General features: G+C 64.2%; 14 protein-coding genes. 7 read left to right on the forward strand and 7 right to left on the reverse strand.

Features of this window, described 5'->3' with window-relative positions; all coding sequences use genetic code 11:
- Positions 1-95 precede the first annotated feature (95 nt).
- Genes IG178_RS21570 through IG178_RS21595 form a run of 6 tightly spaced genes read left to right on the forward strand, consistent with a single transcriptional unit; the run spans position 96 to position 8,614 of the window.
- On the forward strand, positions 96-1,103 hold the full coding sequence (locus tag IG178_RS21570) for a patatin-like phospholipase family protein (RefSeq protein ID WP_193214662.1): 1,008 nt from the start codon (positions 96-98) through the stop codon (positions 1,101-1,103).
- Complete coding sequence (locus IG178_RS21575; protein ID WP_193214663.1) at positions 1,057-2,514, forward strand: phenylacetate--CoA ligase family protein; 1,458 nt, start codon at positions 1,057-1,059, stop codon at positions 2,512-2,514. Before IG178_RS21570 ends, IG178_RS21575 begins: the two co-directional genes overlap by 47 nt.
- A gap of 6 nt (positions 2,515-2,520) precedes the next feature.
- The gene (locus tag IG178_RS21580) at positions 2,521-3,768 is read left to right on the forward strand and encodes a thiolase family protein (protein WP_193214664.1); all 1,248 of its coding nucleotides are present in this window, start codon (positions 2,521-2,523) and stop codon (positions 3,766-3,768) included.
- A 4-nt stretch (positions 3,769-3,772) separates the two neighbouring features.
- On the forward strand, positions 3,773-5,734 hold the full coding sequence (locus IG178_RS21585; RefSeq protein ID WP_193214665.1) for a 3-hydroxyacyl-CoA dehydrogenase NAD-binding domain-containing protein: 1,962 nt from the start codon (positions 3,773-3,775) through the stop codon (positions 5,732-5,734).
- Positions 5,735-5,769: 35 nt separating this feature from the next.
- Positions 5,770-7,581: an acyl-CoA dehydrogenase family protein gene (locus IG178_RS21590; protein ID WP_193214666.1), complete on the forward strand. Its 1,812-nt coding sequence runs from the start codon at positions 5,770-5,772 to the stop codon at positions 7,579-7,581.
- Between the two features lie 52 nt (positions 7,582-7,633).
- Positions 7,634-8,614: an amidohydrolase family protein gene (locus IG178_RS21595; RefSeq protein ID WP_193214667.1), complete on the forward strand. Its 981-nt coding sequence runs from the start codon at positions 7,634-7,636 to the stop codon at positions 8,612-8,614.
- 8 nt (positions 8,615-8,622) lie between these two features.
- Here the strand turns inward: IG178_RS21595 and IG178_RS21600 are convergent, their stop codons facing one another.
- The 6 genes from IG178_RS21600 to IG178_RS21625 all read right to left on the reverse strand — a co-directional run bounded on the left by IG178_RS21600 (position 8,623) and on the right by IG178_RS21625 (position 15,632).
- Positions 8,623-10,083, reverse strand: a complete 1,461-nt coding sequence (locus tag IG178_RS21600; RefSeq protein WP_193214668.1) for a hypothetical protein — start codon at positions 10,081-10,083, stop codon at positions 8,623-8,625.
- 57 nt (positions 10,084-10,140) lie between these two features.
- Entirely contained in the window at positions 10,141-11,307 is a 1,167-nt protein-coding gene (locus IG178_RS21605; protein ID WP_193214669.1) for a hypothetical protein, read from the reverse strand.
- Complete coding sequence (locus tag IG178_RS21610) at positions 11,304-11,852, reverse strand: hypothetical protein (protein WP_193214670.1); 549 nt, start codon at positions 11,850-11,852, stop codon at positions 11,304-11,306. Before IG178_RS21610 ends, IG178_RS21605 begins: the two co-directional genes overlap by 4 nt.
- Complete coding sequence (locus IG178_RS21615; RefSeq protein WP_193214671.1) at positions 11,849-12,679, reverse strand: hypothetical protein; 831 nt, start codon at positions 12,677-12,679, stop codon at positions 11,849-11,851. Before IG178_RS21615 ends, IG178_RS21610 begins: the two co-directional genes overlap by 4 nt.
- Positions 12,680-13,010: 331 nt before the next feature.
- Entirely contained in the window at positions 13,011-13,769 is a 759-nt protein-coding gene (truA, locus tag IG178_RS21620; protein WP_193214686.1) for a tRNA pseudouridine(38-40) synthase TruA, read from the reverse strand.
- 54 nt (positions 13,770-13,823) lie between these two features.
- Positions 13,824-15,632: a choice-of-anchor Q domain-containing protein gene (locus IG178_RS21625; RefSeq protein WP_193214672.1), complete on the reverse strand. Its 1,809-nt coding sequence runs from the start codon at positions 15,630-15,632 to the stop codon at positions 13,824-13,826.
- 533 nt (positions 15,633-16,165) lie between these two features.
- On the opposite strand from IG178_RS21625, the gene IG178_RS21630 reads away from it, so the two are divergent.
- Positions 16,166-17,428: a S1 family peptidase gene (locus IG178_RS21630; protein WP_193214673.1), complete on the forward strand. Its 1,263-nt coding sequence runs from the start codon at positions 16,166-16,168 to the stop codon at positions 17,426-17,428.
- A 155-nt stretch (positions 17,429-17,583) separates the two neighbouring features.
- Here the strand turns inward: IG178_RS21630 and yihA are convergent, their stop codons facing one another.
- Positions 17,584-18,183, reverse strand: coding sequence for a ribosome biogenesis GTP-binding protein YihA/YsxC (gene yihA, locus IG178_RS21635; protein WP_193214674.1), 600 nt, complete (start codon positions 18,181-18,183; stop codon positions 17,584-17,586).
- Positions 18,184-18,216 lie beyond the last annotated feature (33 nt).

Below are 18,216 nucleotides of genomic sequence, written 5' to 3' on the forward strand. Positions count from 1 at the left end.
GACGTTCCAGAGCTGAGTTGATCTTTTCCCGCCGCGGCGCTACTGTTAGGAGGATCGGAATCCGCCGATCCCTCATTTCAGCCAAGCCCGTTGTCATGTTGGGAAAAATCCTCCGCATCTTCCGCGGCGACCCGCGCCCCGCGCGGCACCGCCGTCCGCTGGATGATGCGCCTGTCCCGCGACTCGGCCTGGCACTTTCTTCGGGCGGCGCGCGGGGGCTCGCCCACGTCGGCGTGCTCCAGGTGCTGGAGGAGAACCACATCGAAGTCCACGCCATCGCCGGATCCAGCATGGGAGCCTACATCGGGGCCCTCTGGGCCGCCGGTTTCTCGGGCCGGGCCCTCGAAGAGCTCGCCGCGGAAATGCACGACCGCCGGCAGCTGTGGAAACTCGCCGACCCGATCTTCCCGCCGATGAAAGGGCTGTTCCACGGCCTGAAGGCCCGCGCCCACCTCGAACGCTCGCTCGGCGACCTCACCTTCGAGGAACTGGAGCGCCAGCTGTTCGCGGTGGCGGTGGACATCGATACCAAGGAGCGCCTGATCTTGCGCCGCGGCCGCATCGTCGATGCCGTCCATGCTTCCTGCGCCATGCCCGGGGTGATCGCGCCGGTGACTATCGACGGCCACCGCTGTGTCGACGGCGGTGTGATCGAACCCGTGCCGGTCGGGGTCCTGCACAAGTTTTCCAATGTCAACCGCGTGCTCGCCGTCTCGGTGGTTCCGACCTTTTCCGATGTCGAGCAGGGCCACTGCGACTACGAGGACGACCCGCCGCCCGCGTGGTGGCGCCGGATCGGCTCCGCCATCAACAGCAGGGTCAACCTGCTCGCCCCCGGCAACATGATCGACACCTTCCGCCAGAGCATCCGCGCGGCCCAGATCCGGTTGGCCCACGAGTCCTGCAAGCGCGCCGACCTGTGCCTGCGGCCCGAACACTTTTTCGCCCCATGGCATGACTACTCGGGGTTCCGCCGCTTCATCGAAGCCGGCAGGCAGGTCGCGCTCGACCACCTCGACGAGATCCGCGCCATGGTGCGGCCAGACATCCAACCCAATGAAACCCAGCCCCTCAAACCCATGGTGGGCCACGACGTCGCGTGACGAGATCCACTTTCGGCAGGACGCGCTGCTCCGGCGCTTCCTGACGCACCGCGTGGTGCCGTTCACGAAATACTACGGCGAGCTCTTCCGGAACCACGGCATCGAAGCGGGTGACATCCGCGGCACCGACGACCTCAAGCACCTGCCGTTCACCTCGAAGCGCCATCTCGAGAACCCGCGGGACTTCGTGATCATTCCCGACGAGCAGGTCCTGCGCAAACAGTGGTCGACGCTGCGGATGGCCATCACCCACGGCCCCACCGCCGCGAAGTCCGCCCTCGAGGAAGAACTCCGGCCCATCCTGCTCACCAGCACCACCGGCCGCTCCGCTGCCCCCGTTCCCTTCCTCTACACCAAGCACGACATCGGCCGGCTCGAGACCGGCGGCCGGCGGATGATGGAACTCTGCCAATCCGATCCGTCCTGGCGGCACATCAACGCCTTCCCATTCGCCCCCCACCTCGCCTTCTGGCTGGCCCACCACGCCGGCACCGGGTTCACGACCTTCATGCTCTCCACCGGCGGCGGCAAGGCGATGGGCACCGAGGGCAACCTGAAAGCGATCACCAAGATCGATCCCGACGCGATCATCGCGATGCCCACCTTCTTCTATCACCTCCTCCAACAAGCGACGGAGGAAAAGCTCCGCTGGACCAACCTCAAGCGCATTGTCCTCGGCGGCGAGAAGGTGCCTGCCGGGATGCGGCGGAAGCTGCGCGCGCTGTGCGAGGCGGTTGGGTCCCCCGGGGTCTCGATCATGTCCACCTACGGTTTCACCGAGGCGAAGATGGCATGGACCGAATGTCTCCCGCCGGAGGGAGCCGAACCGTCCGGCTTTCACGTCTATCCCGACATGACCTACCTCGAGATCATCGACCCCGCCACCGGGGAGCGGGTCGCCGACGGCGAACCCGGTGAAATCGTCTGCACCCCGCTGGATGCCCGTGGCACGGTCGTCCTCCGCTACCGCACCGGCGACCTCGTCGAAGGCGGCATCACCTACGAGCCCTGTCCCCACTGCGGCCGCACCTGTCCGCGCCTGTTAGGGAAGATCTCGCGTGTCTCCGACATCCGGCGCCTCAACATCGGCAAGCTCAAGGGCACCTTGGTCGATTTCAACGCCCTCGAGAACCTCCTCGACGATACCGAAGGCCTCGGTGCCTGGCAGATCGAGATGCGCAAGCGCAACGACGATCCGCTGGAAACCGACCATGTCCTCGTCCACGCCGTCGCGGCCAACGGCTGCGACGTCGAGACACTGCGCTCGCGCATCGCCCATCGATTCAGCGACTCGGTCGAGTTCACGCCCAACGAGATTCATTTCCACACCTGGGACGAAATGCGCCGGCTGCAAGGGGTCGGCAAGGAACTCAAGGAACAAAAGGTCGTCGATCACCGCCCCGCCCCCTGAAACGTCATGTCCGATCTCCACATCATCGCCGGCATCCGCACCCCGTTCTGTCGCCTCGGCACGGACTTCGACGGCCTCGGCGCGGACGATCTCGGCCGCCTCGCCTGTGCCTCGCTCCTGCTGCGGACCGGCATCGACCCGTCGCTCATCGACGAAGTCATCTTCGGCTGTGTCGCCCAACCCGTCGATGCCGCGAACGTCGCCCGGGTCATCGCCTTGCGTGCCGGCGTCCCCCCTGCGGTCCCGGCCGTCACCGTCCATCGCAATTGCGCGTCGGGGATGGAAAGCATCACCACCGCCCACCAGCGCCTGCTCGCCGGCCAGGGCGAGCTGTTCCTCGTCGGCGGCGCCGAGAGCATGTCGAGCGTCCCGCTCTACTACCCGCATTCCGCCAATGCGAAATTCAACGCCCTCTCCCGCGCCAAGGACATCGGTCAAAAGATCACCGCGGTGGCGGACTTCCGGCCCGCCGACTTCAAACCCGGCATCGGCCTCGCCCTCGGTCTCACCGATCCCTTCAGCGGGATGATCATGGGCGACACCGCCGAAGTGCTGGCCCGTGAATTCCAGATCACCCGCGAGGAGCAGGATGCCTTCGCTGCCGACTCCCACCGCAAGTCGCTCGCTGCCGCGGAGGCATTGGCAGGAGAAATTGCCCCCGTCATCCTGCCCGGCAATGCGGTCACGGGCGACAACGGCATCCGCGACGATTCGACCCCCGATAAGCTCGCCAAGCTCCGCCCGATCTTCGACCGGCACACCGGCACCGTGACCGCCGGCAACAGCTCGCAGATCACCGACGGCGCGGTGGCCTTGCTCGTCGGCAGCGAACGGATGGCCGGCCGGCTTGGCATCGAACCGCTGGGACGGCTCACCTCCTATGCCTACGCCGGCTGCGATCCCAAGCGCATGGGGCTCGGACCGGTCCACGCCATCGCCCGCTGCGGCCGCTCGCCCGAAGAGGCCGACCTGGTGGAAATCAACGAAGCTTTCGCCGCCCAGGTGCTCGCCGTGCTCGCCGCCCTCCGGGACCCGCGAAGGTGCGCACTCGAAATGCCCCCCGCCGAGATTCCCAGTGAAAAGCTCAATCGCCTGGGCGGCGCCATCGCCCTCGGACACCCGGTCGGAGCCACCGGGGCCCGGCTGGTCCTCACCGCCCTCCAACAGCTCCGCCAATCCGGCGGCAAGACCGCACTCACCACCCTCTGCGTCGGCGGCGGCCAGGGGGCCGCGCTCTGGCTCGAACGTCACTGATGCCATGAACCACCTCCACTTCCAGCAGCACGGCGACCACGGCGTCCTTACTTTCGACCGCGAGGGTTCGTCCGCGAATCTCTTCGACCGCCAGGCCCTCGTCGAACTCTCCGACAAGCTCGACGCCCTCTCCGCCCACCCGGAACTCAAGGGGCTCCTCATCCGCTCCGCCAAGCCATCCATTTTCATCGCGGGTGCCGACCTGAAGATCCTCTCATCCGCGGAGGGCGACGACCTGCGCGACTTGATCGAACTCGGCCAGGCGACCTTCCAAAAACTCGCCCGGCTTCCCTACGTCACCGTGGCGGCGATTCACGGCGCCTGTGTCGGCGGCGGCTACGAGCTGGCCCTCGCCTGCGACTGGAGGATTGCCTCGGACGCCCCCGCCACCCGGATCGGCCTGCCGGAAACCCAGCTTGGAATCCTTCCCGCCTGGGGCGGCACGACCCGGCTCCCGCGCCTGATCGGACTCGCCAAGGCGCTGCCGTTGATTCTTGGCGGCAAGGTCCTCACCGCCGGCGCCGCGAGGGCCAAGGGGCTGGTCGACGCGGTGGTGCCCCGCGAGAACCTGGAGTCGCACGCGCTTACCTGGCTCGACCGGGGCAAGCGCCCCCCCGCCCATCACCCCCTGCTTCACAACCCTCTCTCCGTCTCACTGATCGGCACAAAGGCACGGAAGGCTTTGCAGGAAAAAACCCGGGGACTCTATCCCGGACCGGCCGCTGCCCTTGATGTCGCGACCAAGGGCTGCCAACGCTCGCTCGAGCACGGATTCGACCTGGAGAAGGAAGCCATTCTCCGGCTCTCGACCCTGCCGCAAACCCACCAGCTGCTGCGCCTGTTCTTCCTCCAGGAGCGAGCCAAGAAGCACCAGCTCGTCGATGCCGATCCACGACCTGTCGGCAACTGCGCCGTGGTCGGCGCCGGGGTCATGGGTGCCGGCATCGCCTACTGGCTCAGCGCCCGCGGCCATCCCGTGATCATGCGGGATCTCGATCCGACCGCCCTCGCCCGGGGGATGAAGGCAATCCACAAGAACTACGACGAAGCCCGTAAGCGCCGCGTCTTCACCGCCACCGAAGCGGCACGTGGCATCGACCGGATCCAGCCCTCCGCGGTGCCCGTCCCTCTCGACCGCTGCGATCTCGTCATCGAAGCGGCCGTCGAACGGCTCGACATCAAGCAGCAGGTCTTTGCCGATCTCTCCGCGCGCACCCGTCACGACACCATCCTCGCCACCAACACATCCGCGCTGCCCATCCACGAGCTTGCCGGATCCATCACCCACCCGGAGCGGCTGGTGGGACTTCATTTCTTCAATCCCGTCCACCGCATGCAGCTCGTCGAGGTGGTCCGCACCGCCGCCACGTCCGACGTGACGCTGGCCACCGCCATCGCATTCGTCCGCAAGCTGGGGAAGCTGCCGGTCGTCGTCCGCGACTCACCCGGCTTCCTCGTCAACCGCATCCTCATGCCCTACCTCGTCGCGGCGGCCAAGCTGTTCGAGGAAGGGGTCGACCCCAAGGAAATCGACGGCGCGATGCTCGACTTCGGCATGCCGATGGGCCCGATCCGCCTGCTGGACGAGGTGGGACTCGACGTCGCCGCCCACGTTGCTACGACGCTTGCGGAAGCCTTCCCGGACCGCATGACCGTGCCGGACCTGCTCGGCAAACTGGTCGCCGACGGCCATTCAGGCCGCAAGGCCAAGTCGGGATTCTACATCTACGACGGCAACAGTATCTCCCCCAATCCTGCCGCCGTCGCGCTGCAGACCGACGAAGCCCCCGCGCCCGCCGACCTGGCGGCCCGTCTCGCCCAGGCGATGAGCCACGAGGCCCGCCTCTGCCTCGACGAGGGGGTTGCCGAAACCGCCGACGACATCGACCTCGCGATGGTTCTGGGCACCGGCTACGCGCCCTTCCGCGGCGGCCCGCTGCAATACGAGCTTACCCACCCCTCCTGACCCGAGCCTCCGCGAAATCATCACCCCGCACCGCCATGCACGACTCCATCATCGACACCTCGAAAATGAGCGAAGGCCAGCGCGCCGCGCTCGAGCTGGCGGAGTCGTCCCGCGACACCCGCGAACTGTCCGGTTTCGCCGCGTCGATCTTCGACGGTATTCCAGACTTCGAGACCGTCTTTCCTTTCCCGGTCCAAAGCACCGCCGACAAGGAGAAGGGCGACGCCTTTCTGTCGAAACTCCGGACCTTCCTTGACCGGAACACCGATCCCGACGCCATCGACCGCGAAGGCGAGATCCCGGTCGAGGTCTTCCAAGGACTCGCGGAACTCGGGGCGTTTGGCATCAAGATCCCCGGGACCTATGGCGGTCTCGGCCTTTCCCAGACCAACTACTCGCGGGCCGCGATGATGCTCGGCGGCCACTGCGGCAATCTCACCGCGCTGTTGTCCGCCCACCAGTCGATCGGCATCCCGCAACCGCTGCTGGTTTTCGGCACCGAGGCCCAGAAGGAAAAGTATCTCCCCCGTTGCGCCGCCGGCGGCGTTTCCGCCTTCGCCCTGACCGAGAAGGACGTCGGCTCCGACCCCGCCCGGATGACCACGGAGGCGAAGCTGTCGAATGACGGATCCCACTACATCCTCAATGGCGAGAAGCTCTGGTGCACCAACGGCCTCAAGGCTTTCGCCATGATCGTCATGGCCCGCACCCCGATCGCCGGCAAACCCCACGCCACCAGCGCCTTCATCGTCGAGTCCGACTGGCCTGGCGTCGAGATCGTGACCCGCTGCCGCTTCATGGGGCTCAAGGCGCTCTACAACGGGGTGATCCGCTTCACCGACGTCAAGGTCCCGAAAGAGAATGTCGTCGCCGCCGAGGGCAAGGGACTGAAGGTGGCGCTCACCACCCTCAACACCGGCCGACTCACCTTGCCGGCCGCTTGCGGCGGCCTGCTCGATCGCTGTCTCGACATCGCCCTCACCTGGTCGCGGGAGCGGGTCCAGTGGGGCCAGGAGATCGGCAAACACGCCGCCATCGCCGGCAAGCTGGCCGACCTCGCCGCGGATGCCTTCGCCACGGAGTCGCTGGTGCTCTACACCTCCGCGCTCGTGGATGCCGACAAGAAGGCGGACATCCGCCTCGAGGCCGCGCTCGCCAAGCTGTGGGGCACCGAAGCCGGTTGGCGGGGCGCCGACGCCACCATGCAAATCAAGGGTGGACGTGGCTACGAAACCGCCGACTCGCTGCGCAACCGCGGCGAGCGGCCGGACCCCGTCGAACGCCTGCTGCGCGATTCCCGCATCAACACCATCTTCGAGGGATCGACCGAAATCATGCATCTCTTCATCGCCCGGGAGGCGCTCGACCCCCACCTGCGCCGGGGTGCGGCGGCACTCGACACCCGCAAGCCGCTGTCGGAGCGCCTCGAGACGGCCCTTCGAGCCGGGCTCCACTATGCCGCCTGGTACCCGAAACGCTGGATTCCCCTCTGCTCCGGGCTTCCGTCATCGCTCGATCCCGAACTCCGCTCCTCGCTGAGAGACGTCGCCTCCCTCAGCCGCGGGCTCGCCCGCTCGATCTTCCATTCCATGGCGAAACACGGTCCGAAATTGGACCGCCAGCAGCTCCTGTTAGGCCGTCTGGTCGATGTCGGCGCCGAGCTCCTCGCCATGACCTTGTCTGCCTCCCGTGCGCACACTCTCGGCGACGCCCGTTCGCTCGAACTCGCCCGCTACATCTGCAAGCGCGGCCGGCACCGCTGCCGCCAGCTGTTCGACTCCGCCGCCCACGCCCCGGACCCGGCGGGTTACCGGCTCGCCCGCACACTGATGGACGGGGTGAAATGAACGGCAACTTTGCTCGCCGCCGGACTCCCGCGGATGATAGTGGAGGGCCTGCATGCGCATCGATTGCCACGTCCACATCGTCGGAACCGGTACCTTCGGAACGGGATGCTGGTACCGGCCGCGCGGGTTGACCCGGGTAGGCGAACCCTTCCTGGTGCGGGCGGTCGGCCTGACCCGACGTGACCTGCACGGCCCCGACTTCGACCGGATGTATGTCGATTGCCTGTTGGAGTCCGTTCGCAACTCCCCCTCCATCGACCGGGCCCTCATCCTCGCCCACGAACTTCCCCACCGCGACGACGGGACGCCTCTGCCCGAGAGATCGTCCCTCTATGTGCCGAACGACTACGTGCTGCGGCTCGCCAAGGAGCACACCGAGTTCCTCCCCGCCGTCTCGATCCATCCGGCACGGAAGGATGCCTTCGATGAATTGGAAAAATGCCTGGCCGGCGGGGCGTCCGCACTGAAGTGCCTGCCAAACGTCCAGGGCATCGATTGGAACGACCGCCGCTACACGGCTTTCCTCGAACGCATGGCAGAGGCCGGCCTCCCGATCCTCGCCCACACCGGGAGCGAACGGACCATGCCGGTGATGGATGCCAAGCTCGCTTCGCCGCAGGTGCTTCTCCGGCCTCTGGAAATCGGGGTCACCTGCATCGCCGCCCATGCCGGCACCGGCATGATGTTGCTCGACCCCGACTACCTCCACGTCTTCACCGACATGGCGGCAAGGTACCCGAACCTCTACGGGGATAATAGCGCACTCGCCGGCATGAGTTTCCGGCTGCGCCCGTCGGCGCTCCGCAAGTTGACCAGTGCTCCGCTGTGCGACCGCATTCTTCACGGCAGCGACCTGCCCGTTCCATCGAGCGGACTCCTTCCCTGGCTCTTTGGAATGCTTTCCTGGAAGGACTACCGGGCCTCCGCAACCATCGCTAATCCCTTGGAAAAGGATGCGCGGCTCAAGCGGATGTTAGGTTTCGGGGAATCAACGTTCACGCGGGCGGCATCCGTGCTACGCGCAGTGAATTGATTCGATCCTCACGGGGGCAAGGTGGCGGCCAGCCGCAGGAACACCCGGCCCGGCGAGAGTGGCAGCGACACGGTGACTTCACCCGTCTCCGCATTGACCTCCACGCTGGCCCCCGCGGCATGCGTCTGCCAATCGCCTCCTTGGACAGGCCGCGAAATCACCGGGCTCCACTCGAATAGATCCGTGGATTGCAATAATTCGACCACCGCCCCGTCGCTGACTGCCGGAGTGAATGAATAGTGCAGGCCCGTGCCCTCGCGATGGGCAACAGGCGACGGCGCGCTCGCGGCGTTGAGAGGATCACCTCCCAACACGAATTCGATCAGATTCCGCAGTCCGTCCCCATCCGGATCCGCATCGGGATCGGCGAGCGGCAATGAAGCTTCCCCCTCGAACTCCGCCACACGCCAGTCACCGTAGGGTTCATACGCACGATCGACCGCGTTCCCCAGCCAAGGTGCCGCCGCCACCGATGCGGATAAGAGCACCGGAGGATTCGCAGTGGCATTCGCCGCGGAATCGTAGCTCACGCTCATCCCCTGCAACACGGCTTCGGTCAGCGCCGGATCCGGGCGACGAAGGCGGAAGTAGTCGACCTGGGAGATCAGGTCGGGTTGACCGGTGACGGGGGGCGCGTAGTTGAAGTGATAGGAACTCTCCAGGCCGGCATTGGAATAGGGACCCGCGGTCTCCCAATCGGTGTAGGCGGTTAGCCCAACCTGCAGGGTCTCACCGAATTCGGGAAAGGGGTGATCCGGATTCGGGTAGCGGTTCTCGACCACCCACTCGCCGTCGGCGCCGTGCTTGCGGAGACACACCACGGTATCCCCCACCCGGACCAGCTGCAGCCAGGCTTCGGTCTCGGCCTGGTCGATCCCGTTCGAGCTGTAGTAGAGGCGGGAAGAACTGTTCCGGGTCGCCTTGATCTCAAACTGCCGGGTCCCCGGGTTCCCGGCCGAGCCGTAGCTGAGGAAAATGTAGTTCTCGGTGTTCGGGACATAATCGCTGCCGAAGTCGGCCGGCGGCCAGACCGGATTGGTCGTGTACGGATCCGGTGCCGCCTGCGTGATGTCCCGCGGCCCATGCACGAAAATGCCGGTCAGGGAAAAGCTCCGGTTCGGCGGCTCCGTCGGGTTGGCCGGATTGTGCCGGCTGAGAACCCGCACCCGGGTCGTGGCGACAAAATCGCCCGTCACTTCCTTGAAGAAGAGCAACCCGCGGAGGTGGTTGAACCAGGTGATCGCCCCGGGCACGATATGGAATCGACCCGGCTCAATGGTGTCGATGTCCGCCACTTCATAGGACGGGGTGTGCCACCCCTCGACCACACCGAGGTCTTGCCATTCCGGAAACCTCGCGGCGTTGTCGAACTCATCTCCCAGCCAGCCGATGTCGTCGGCAACCGCAAGGCCCGGGAGCACGATCAGCAACCGGGCGACACGCACGTCCAGGAGGAATGGCACAGTCATCGGCGGGCCATCGTCCGGGATCAACGGGTCGACTTCAAGCGACGATCCACCACGTGCTCATTCCGCACCTGCGAACATCCCCCGGACTTGAAGCGTGCGGTCGAGTTCGAAACTGAGGTGGTCCACCCGCTCCGGCTTGCGGTCGTTGAAGGGCGTGGTCGTCAGGATCTCAATGGTGTAAGTCCCGTCCCCGTCGAAATGTTCCTCCCCCATCACCAGGGGGACCACCGCGTTCTGGGGGGCGTAGGTATTGAACGAGACCACCGATGAAGCGATCACCCGGCCGACTCGGCCCAGCTCGGCGTCCCCCTTGTAAATCTGCGCGTAGGTCACACTGTCGGGATACAGGTCGCCCAGGACGACACGCGCCCCGCCGGGAATGCCGGTGTAACGCTTGTCCGCCACGATCTCCTCGAAGGAGGCATCACAGACCGGCCAGATCTGGATGGTCGCGGAGCCGATGCTCACCTGACGCCCCGACGAATCCAGTGCCACCCGCGCGGTGAAGGTCTCCTCACCGATCGCCTTGGTGGGACGTGCCGCCGGCAACATGGCAAAGATCTCCGGATCGTTGAAATCGCCGTTGCGGCGGAACCGGATGGACTCTTCATAGCTCCCCTGCCCGGCACCATTGGGATAGGGCACATGCAGGTCGGGATGGTAGAGCTTGAAAGCCCGATCGAGATCCACGGCCGAGATTCCGCCCTGAGGATCGGCGGGATCCGCAAGGCCACGGATACCGATCGACAGGGCGAACAGCTGGTCGGCGCGGGTGCGAGCCGGCCGGTAGGAATCCACGGAACTCAAGGTGACCACCGTTCGCGGCAGGTGGGTGCCGACGGTCTTCTCGTCGATCAATCTCGGCAGTTCCTGGTCATCATCGGGACTTCCCAAGTAGAGATCGACGTCGATCCCCAACAAATCCAAGTCGACCAGATGGGAGTCCAGCGAAACATTCGCGTGCACGTCTGATCCGGCGTTCAGGTCGAGGAGACTCCAAGGGCTGTAGTTCTCGTTCTCAAACGCGTAGAGCTGGAACACGGCGCCATCACCCTCCAGGGGCTTGGATATGACACTGCCGCTCGTCCCCGAAACCGGGATGTCGTAGACGATGGTCTTGCCATCGATCAGTTGGATCTGCCGGATGAAATCAACCGCTTCGACGGGAGTTGCCGCCGCCGCGACCATCGCGAACAGGGGTATCAAGAGTTCAGCACGTTTCATGGTTTCTGGGGGGAGTTGGAATTTGAGGGGAGAACGGAAACGGGGTTCGCGGCGATGGTTGCAATCACCAACTTGCCGTGGACGGCAAAGGCTTCCCGCTCCCCGTCCGGGATCGGGACTTCTCCTCTGACCTGCGCCGGGGAGACCTCGTGAAGGGCAATCCAATTCCGGTTGGCTGCCACGAACTCGGCAAGAGGAACGATGCGTCCGTCGGGGGCAGACAGCAGTCGGGATGACCATTGATCGGGACAAAACAACACGGCGCCCTTTGGCAATACCGTTGAGGTCGAGCCATTCCCGATGAACTGCGAGAGCTCGAGGAATCCAAAACCGGTGTTGCGGCGGGCGACCACCTTGAGCGCCCGGGTCCCCCGTTCCGTCCGGCGGGCCAGCAGCGATTCGTCGTCGGACACATCCCGGACCGGTGCGGTCAAGCGGCTTGGCAGGACCTCCATCCCGATGCCGCCTTTGCGGACTTCATCCGCCAGGACAGAACAGACCGGCAAACCGCACAGCGCCACCACGATCCATGGATTCGCCTTCATGGTGCCTTCCGGATCTTGATCCAACCGTCTCCCTGGGAGCCGCTGAGATCGATGGTTACCGCGAGGAGATCGGGAGCCGGCAAGTCCGGCACATCGACAAAACCTGTTGCCCCACCACCCGAGCTGCCGGGCGGGGTACCGAAAACGGTCAGGTCCGCATCTCCCAGATCGAGCCCCAGAAACGGAGGACGATATACCGGCGTCTGCTCCTCACGGTCGATGTGGAACCCGACGACCACCGATCTCCCGTAGAGCACGGACGCTTCGGCAATCGAGAGATTCCCCGTCATCACGGGTGGCGCGAGGTGGCACTCGCCCAGCACATGGAAGCTTCCGCTTGGATTCAGGTTGTAATACGGTGGACTTAGTAGGCCTGGCGCGAGTCCCGCCAGCAAGCTCGACCCGCAAAGATGGAAGGTCAGGTTCACGGCAGCCGGGTGCCGGGGATCGCACAGGGTCCAATTCTCCCCATATCGAACCGTCGGCCCGACGGCGTCTCCAGGCGATCCACCTTTGACCGACAGATACTCGGGATAGATCCGGGTCAGGCCGGTTTGTAGACCAACGCCGGCGGTCGACTCCACCGCGGTCCCGGTTGACAGCAGGCCGAGCAGTTTCTGCCTGAATCCGCCATCGACGACCTGGGCATTCGCGGCGCGATCCCCGAGGGTGAGTTGCCCGGCCACGCCGAACACATCATAGCGATAGGGAGTTCCGAGTGAGACGCCCAAGGACCGGGTATTCTCGGTGAGGTTGACCGCCCCGGACATGCCGGGAGCCCAACATGACACCTGGGCACTGGCGACGGACCCAAGCAGGGGGAGCACGATTCCAAACGGGATCGTACGGAAAGAATTCCGCAAATTCATGGCTGGTTGTAGGGGGTGAACAGGAAGCTGGGCACTCACACACAGGGGACGCTGCGAGTGTCAGCGGGAGGCAACTCCGCGACCCGGGACCGGCCCGGGACTGGTGAACGGAGTTCGGTAGCTATTGGCTTACAATCAGGCATTCAACAGTGTCGGCGATTCCTGATCAATCACCACACTGTACCAAATGCTTATTCCGCCATAACCACGGCGAGATCCTGTGGATCAGCACCCAGCATCGATCCATGGCGAAGCCGACACTCACCGGCTGAGGGCCTCACCCGCCCCTCTACCGGTAGGCCACCGATTCCAGGAACAAGCCATCCGACGGCGCGCAGTGCGGGCTTTTCCCCAACGGGAGACCGGGGGACTGGTTGAGATAGGCCGCCACCTGATCCACGCGAATCCTCCCCTGCGCCGCTTGGATCGCGGCTCCGGTCATCAGCCGTACCATTTTGTAGAGGAAGCCCTCGCCGGTGTATCGGATCCGCCATCCCCACTCGATCGGCTCCAACGAGACTTCGGTGATATTTCTCACATAGCTGGTCTCTTCGGTCTCGTAGCCACGCCTCGCCCCGAAGGCCTCGAAGTCGTGGCGGCCGCGGAACAGGTTCAAGGCGTCTTCAAGGGTGTAGGGATCCAGCTGGCGCGGCAAATGCCATGCCCTCCCCGCCCGGAAGGGAGTCAACACCGGCTCGGTGGAAATGTCGTAGCGGTAGGTTTTCCCCGTCGCCGAGTAGCGCGAATGGAAGTCGGACGCGACTTCTTCGCAGCTCATCACCCGGATCGACGGGGGCAGCTTGGTATTCAGCGCCGGCACCCAGTTGAAGGGATTCATCGTGAGGTCATCGGGAGCATCGAAATGCGCCACTTGGGCCAGGGCGTGGACGCCGGCGTCGGTGCGTCCGGAACCGTGCAGCCGCAGCGGGCGCTTGGCCGTCTCGGCAATCGCTTTCTCCATCAAGTCCTGGACGGTGTTGCCGCCGGACTGCGACTGCCAGCCGCCGATCGCGGTTCCCTCGTAAGCGATAATCAATTTCAAGCGCACCGCCGCAGCCTGCCTGCTGGGAGGCACCGGTCAATCGCAGGGTCAGGATCGCCATTAAGGCACCTCCACCCGCGCCCGGTAGAACTTGCGACCCGGGACTTCTGCCGGATCCCCGAGGAGCAGGTTCGCGCCGGTGCCGGGGACGGGACCGGCCAGCACCTGCCAGCCATCCGTCCGACCGAGATCACCGGACGCCTCGAGTGTGTAGAGCCGGCCGGGCGATGAATCGTTCACCTCAACCGCCACCGAGCCCCCTGTTTCCACGGCGAGAAGGGCCCGGAAAAACGACGCCGCGCTCAATGGATCCGTATCGGCCGCATATTCGTCGGCATTGATCCGGCCATCGCCATCCGGGTCCTGACCCGATCCCGACACCGCGGGATCCGCCCTTTCCTGGGCATTGAAGTGCGATTCGAACCAAGTGGCGTAGCGGATTCCCGGTGATTCCACCGATCCAATATCGGGAATCACCGTTCCGTCTTCATCGCCATCCACACGGTCCTCGCCAAGTTGATCCGCCGCCGGAGCGCTGGCTGTATCTCCAGCGTCGATGGCCGGACTGGCGGACAACAGCGGCAGATGGGCATTGCCCGCGGTCCCGTCGTCGGACAACAAGCCGAGTTGCGGATTCGCCACCAGGTCCGCGGCCGCTCCCGCTTGAGGCGTCTTGTTCGCCCCCGAGTCATCCTCGAAGAGATTGTTGCCCAGCGACAGCATGGCTCCCGGGCTCGCGGGCGACAGGTCGGTGAAACAACGGCCCACGATGCTGTTGCGGATCTCGATCCGCGTCGCCCTGGTCGATACGTTGCCGATATCCCCGGCTTCAAGCCCCGCCCCGCCCATCCACGACTGGTTGCCATAGAGCGTGCAACTCTCGATCACCAGCGTCAGCCCGGACCCGGTGTCTTCCGAGCTCCGGATCCCCCCGCTCCCCCATCCTTGCCGATCGGTCGAGTTGGCGGTATTGCCCGAAATCGTGGAGCCCGTCAGGGTCGCCTCGCCGTCGTTGTCGATCCCTCCTCCGTTCACCGCGCTGTTGCCGATGAATGCGCTGTCCGTGACCGACAAGAAGCCGCCGTCGTTGTGATTGTCGTTCTCGATGCCCCCGCCGTCGTCGCCCGAACTGTTGTCGCGGATCGTCGAACGAAGGATCTCGACCCGCCCCTCATAGTTCTCGATGCCCCCGCCATCGTCACTCGCGCTGTTGTCGCGGACGATGCTGTCGGTGACTTTCAAGGCGACGCTCCCCGTGCCGTCACGAAAGTAGATGCCACCGCCCTGGGCGGAAGTGCCGGAGCTGACGTGATTGTCTCCAACCGTTGAGCCGGTCAGTTCCACCGCACTGTCGAGCGCATGAATGCCTCCCCCCCTCAGCGCGGTGCTGGAGAGAATCATGGAATCGATCACCGCCAGGGTGCCGCCGGACATCGAGATTCCACCGCCGTTCTGGTCTGCATGACCACCTCTCACCACCACCCGCGTCAGTGCGAGCGAACTGCTCCCCCCGTCGATGCATCCCCCCGAGTTGTCGTCTCCATTCTGGATGGTCACGTCGAGGATCGCGACCTCATGGACACCGTTGACATCGAACACCCTCGCCAGCCCCAGGCCGTCGATGACCGTGGTGGCGGATCCTGCCCCTTGGATCGTCAGGTCGTCATTGATGTCGAGATCTCCCCCGACGCCATTGTCATCGGAGAGCGAGTCCTCGATCACATAGGTCCCGGCTTCCAGGACCAGCACATCCGGACCCGGACTGGCGTTGGCCTGGTTGATTGCCTGGCGGAGGTTTACCGCACTTCCGCCCGGCCCAGGAGCTACCGGAAAAACCGCTGCATCGACCCGGAAAGGAATGGCAGGCATCGATAGCGCGAACATCACGACTCCGGAGCGGGCGGCACGTGGCAGGGCTCGGAGGGATGGGCTCTCAGTGGGGGGAAGCCGGAGCAACTTCTTCATATTCCTCGAACTAGAGAATCCACTGGCACCACGAAGTCGAGCCCGGACGGCCAAGCCATCCCGAATCAAGGGTCCGATTTTCTGCATCAATCACCGTGCAACGCAGCCGACCGTCCCCTTCCCGCCCACTCTACTCAGGCAGGGCAATGGTCCGACCGGCTGGCGCCCCATCGTTCCGGCTATATGCGGCTCGTGTCCATCGCATTGCAGATCCACTAGAAACAGCCGACACGCGGTCGGTCGACCTTCCTCGATTGGACTTTGATGGGAGTCCAGCTCCACTCTTGGGATTGCTACTAGAGCCTTACGCCCCGAATAAATTGAGCTCAACCAAGTCAAAGCAGGGCACCCGCGGCAAGCGACCTTGTCGAACTTCCGATTTGGTGATCCCATCCAGTCACGAGGATAGACAACGCTGCCACGGATCGCCGAACCTCTTGTTTTCTGACGTCGGGAAGAAAAAAATGAAAAGCTTACAACTGGGCCTATGGGGGATCACTCTCGCTTGCGCGGTCGGATGCACCGATTACGCCTCCTCATGGAAATTCGACAACCCGACGGTCCGTAGAATCCAAGAGAAGGAAACCGTCCGGCATATCACCGACGACAACCAGAAGACCCGCATCAAGGAATATATCGGGAAGCGGGTGAGGATCGTCTTCTCCGAAGGAGGCACCGAACTTCCGGACGAGATCCACACAGCCGGTCGAGCGGCCGCATTGACGCAGGACGGATATTTCATTACTGCATACCACGTAGTTCAGGACCGTGCCTTCTACATCGAGCAAACGAATATGATCCGGAGGCCACCATCTCGAGGCTTCAAGACTTCGGAAATCTCGAGGTATTTTTCGAGCAGCCGTCATCGAGGACGACTTGTCTGGAGCAATCCGGATGCTGATCTTGCAATCTTGAAGTTCCCTATAGAAGGCCACCCATACTTCAACCTCCTTGAGGCAAACCCCACCAAGGAACAGATTGTGTTTTCGGCGGATGACGAGGGTTACGGGTCTTCTCCTGCCGACAAGCGCGGGGAGGTCCGTCGTGAGAATCTCGTGGGGAATGGAGTCTTCTTCGCCGCCGGTAGTGTCTTGGATGGTCCCGACAAGTTCCTTCCAGCGACAGCATCCACATTTTCGACTTCACTCGTGGCACGCCGCGGCATGAGCGGAGCTCCCTTGGTAACAGCCGACTTCAAACTGTGCGGGGTGCTATCGAGGATGGAGGGATTCGGACGATTCCAGAGTCTCAGGACAGTTGCAGCGACGATTGATCCAAGCCTGATCGAAGATTTGGTGGCCGATGATCGGGATCAACAAACAAGGCAACGCTCGAACAAGATGGAAGATTCAGAAGTATCAATCCCTCTCGAGTGGCGTCCGATGATTCGTGACATCGTCAAGGCCTTCACAAAGGGTGACTACCGTCTATCCGTTCCCGTCCCGGGGGTGCTCCCAATCGATCCGGGGACATCGGCGCAGATCCAGGAATACATTGAAGAATACAGCGAAGAGCTGATCGAATTGCCGGACGAAACGTGGGAGACCTCCGTGGCGCAGTATCAAGGATCGAAAAGATGGGAGTTTCTCGTCGATCTGTGGACCGCGGAGTCCGGAAGCAGCGACATGGTATTACACGGCGAGGTGGAGGAGGGAGCGAATGGCCCAACCCTCAAGGTGGGATTGGTCTACGTTCCTTGATCTTGGGAGGCGTAAACAATCGGTTCAGTCCGGCTGCTTCTCCTTCATCCCGAACGGCGGCAAACGGTAGTGGCGCCCTCCGGTAAATCGGACCGATTCCTGACCTTCTTCTTTTCTCTCCCCTCGCGGCCGATCCGACCCGCGCTCCAGCCCCCTTACTCCCCTTCCACCTTCGCGGCCTGGTCGCCCATCACGCGCAGGAGCTCGAGCCGGCCGTCACCGGTCTTTGACGAGCAGGACACGACCGGCCACGACGCGCCATCGGTGAAATTGCCCAGGAAGGCCGCGATGTTCTTCTTCATCGGCCCGGCTTTCATCTTGTCCGCCTTGGTGAACACCAGCCGGAACGGCACGCCGCTCTCCAATGACCAGGCGACGAAGTCGACGTCGATCGGCTGCGGCGAGTGGCGCGAGTCGATCAGGACGAACACCTGCCGCAGGTTCTCCCGACCCAGCAGGTAGTCGGTGATCATCCGCTGGAACTTGAAGCGGTCCTGCTTCGAGCCCGCCGCGTAGCCGTAGCCGGGCAGGTCGACGATGTTCCAGACGTCGTTGATCGTGAAAAAGTTGATCAGCTTGGTCTTGCCCGCGGTGGCGGACACCTTCGCCAGGTCCTTCTTGCGGGCGAGCATGTTCAGCAAGGACGACTTGCCGACGTTCGAGCGGCCGATGAAGGCGAACTCCGGCAGCTCGGCAGGCGGGCACGATTCCAGGCTGGTGGCGCTGGCGAGGAAGCGGGCGGAGCGGATGTTCATGCGCGGAGTCTGGTCGATCTCCGCCCGATTCCG

The organism is Neoluteolibacter marinus, from assembly GCF_014904755.1.
GTDB lineage: Bacteria > Verrucomicrobiota > Verrucomicrobiia > Verrucomicrobiales > Akkermansiaceae > Haloferula > Haloferula marina.

What these genes read in the sequence shown, in the direction of transcription:
- IG178_RS21570 (WP_193214662.1), top strand. Translation starts at nt 96, where the DNA reads ATGTTGGGAAAAATCCTCCGCATCTTCCGCGGCGACCCGCGCCCCGCG.
- IG178_RS21575 (WP_193214663.1), top strand. Translation starts at nt 1,057, where the DNA reads ATGAAACCCAGCCCCTCAAACCCATGGTGGGCCACGACGTCGCGTGAC.
- IG178_RS21580 (WP_193214664.1), top strand. Translation starts at nt 2,521, where the DNA reads ATGTCCGATCTCCACATCATCGCCGGCATCCGCACCCCGTTCTGTCGC.
- IG178_RS21585 (WP_193214665.1), top strand. Translation starts at nt 3,773, where the DNA reads ATGAACCACCTCCACTTCCAGCAGCACGGCGACCACGGCGTCCTTACT.
- IG178_RS21590 (WP_193214666.1), top strand. Translation starts at nt 5,770, where the DNA reads ATGCACGACTCCATCATCGACACCTCGAAAATGAGCGAAGGCCAGCGC.
- IG178_RS21595 (WP_193214667.1), top strand. Translation starts at nt 7,634, where the DNA reads ATGCGCATCGATTGCCACGTCCACATCGTCGGAACCGGTACCTTCGGA.
- IG178_RS21600 (WP_193214668.1), bottom strand. Translation starts at nt 10,083, where the DNA reads ATGACTGTGCCATTCCTCCTGGACGTGCGTGTCGCCCGGTTGCTGATC.
- IG178_RS21605 (WP_193214669.1), bottom strand. Translation starts at nt 11,307, where the DNA reads ATGAAACGTGCTGAACTCTTGATACCCCTGTTCGCGATGGTCGCGGCG.
- IG178_RS21610 (WP_193214670.1), bottom strand. Translation starts at nt 11,852, where the DNA reads ATGAAGGCGAATCCATGGATCGTGGTGGCGCTGTGCGGTTTGCCGGTC.
- IG178_RS21625 (WP_193214672.1), bottom strand. Translation starts at nt 15,632, where the DNA reads ATGCCTGCCATTCCTTTCCGGGTCGATGCAGCGGTTTTTCCGGTAGCT.
- yihA (WP_193214674.1), bottom strand. Translation starts at nt 18,183, where the DNA reads ATGAACATCCGCTCCGCCCGCTTCCTCGCCAGCGCCACCAGCCTGGAA.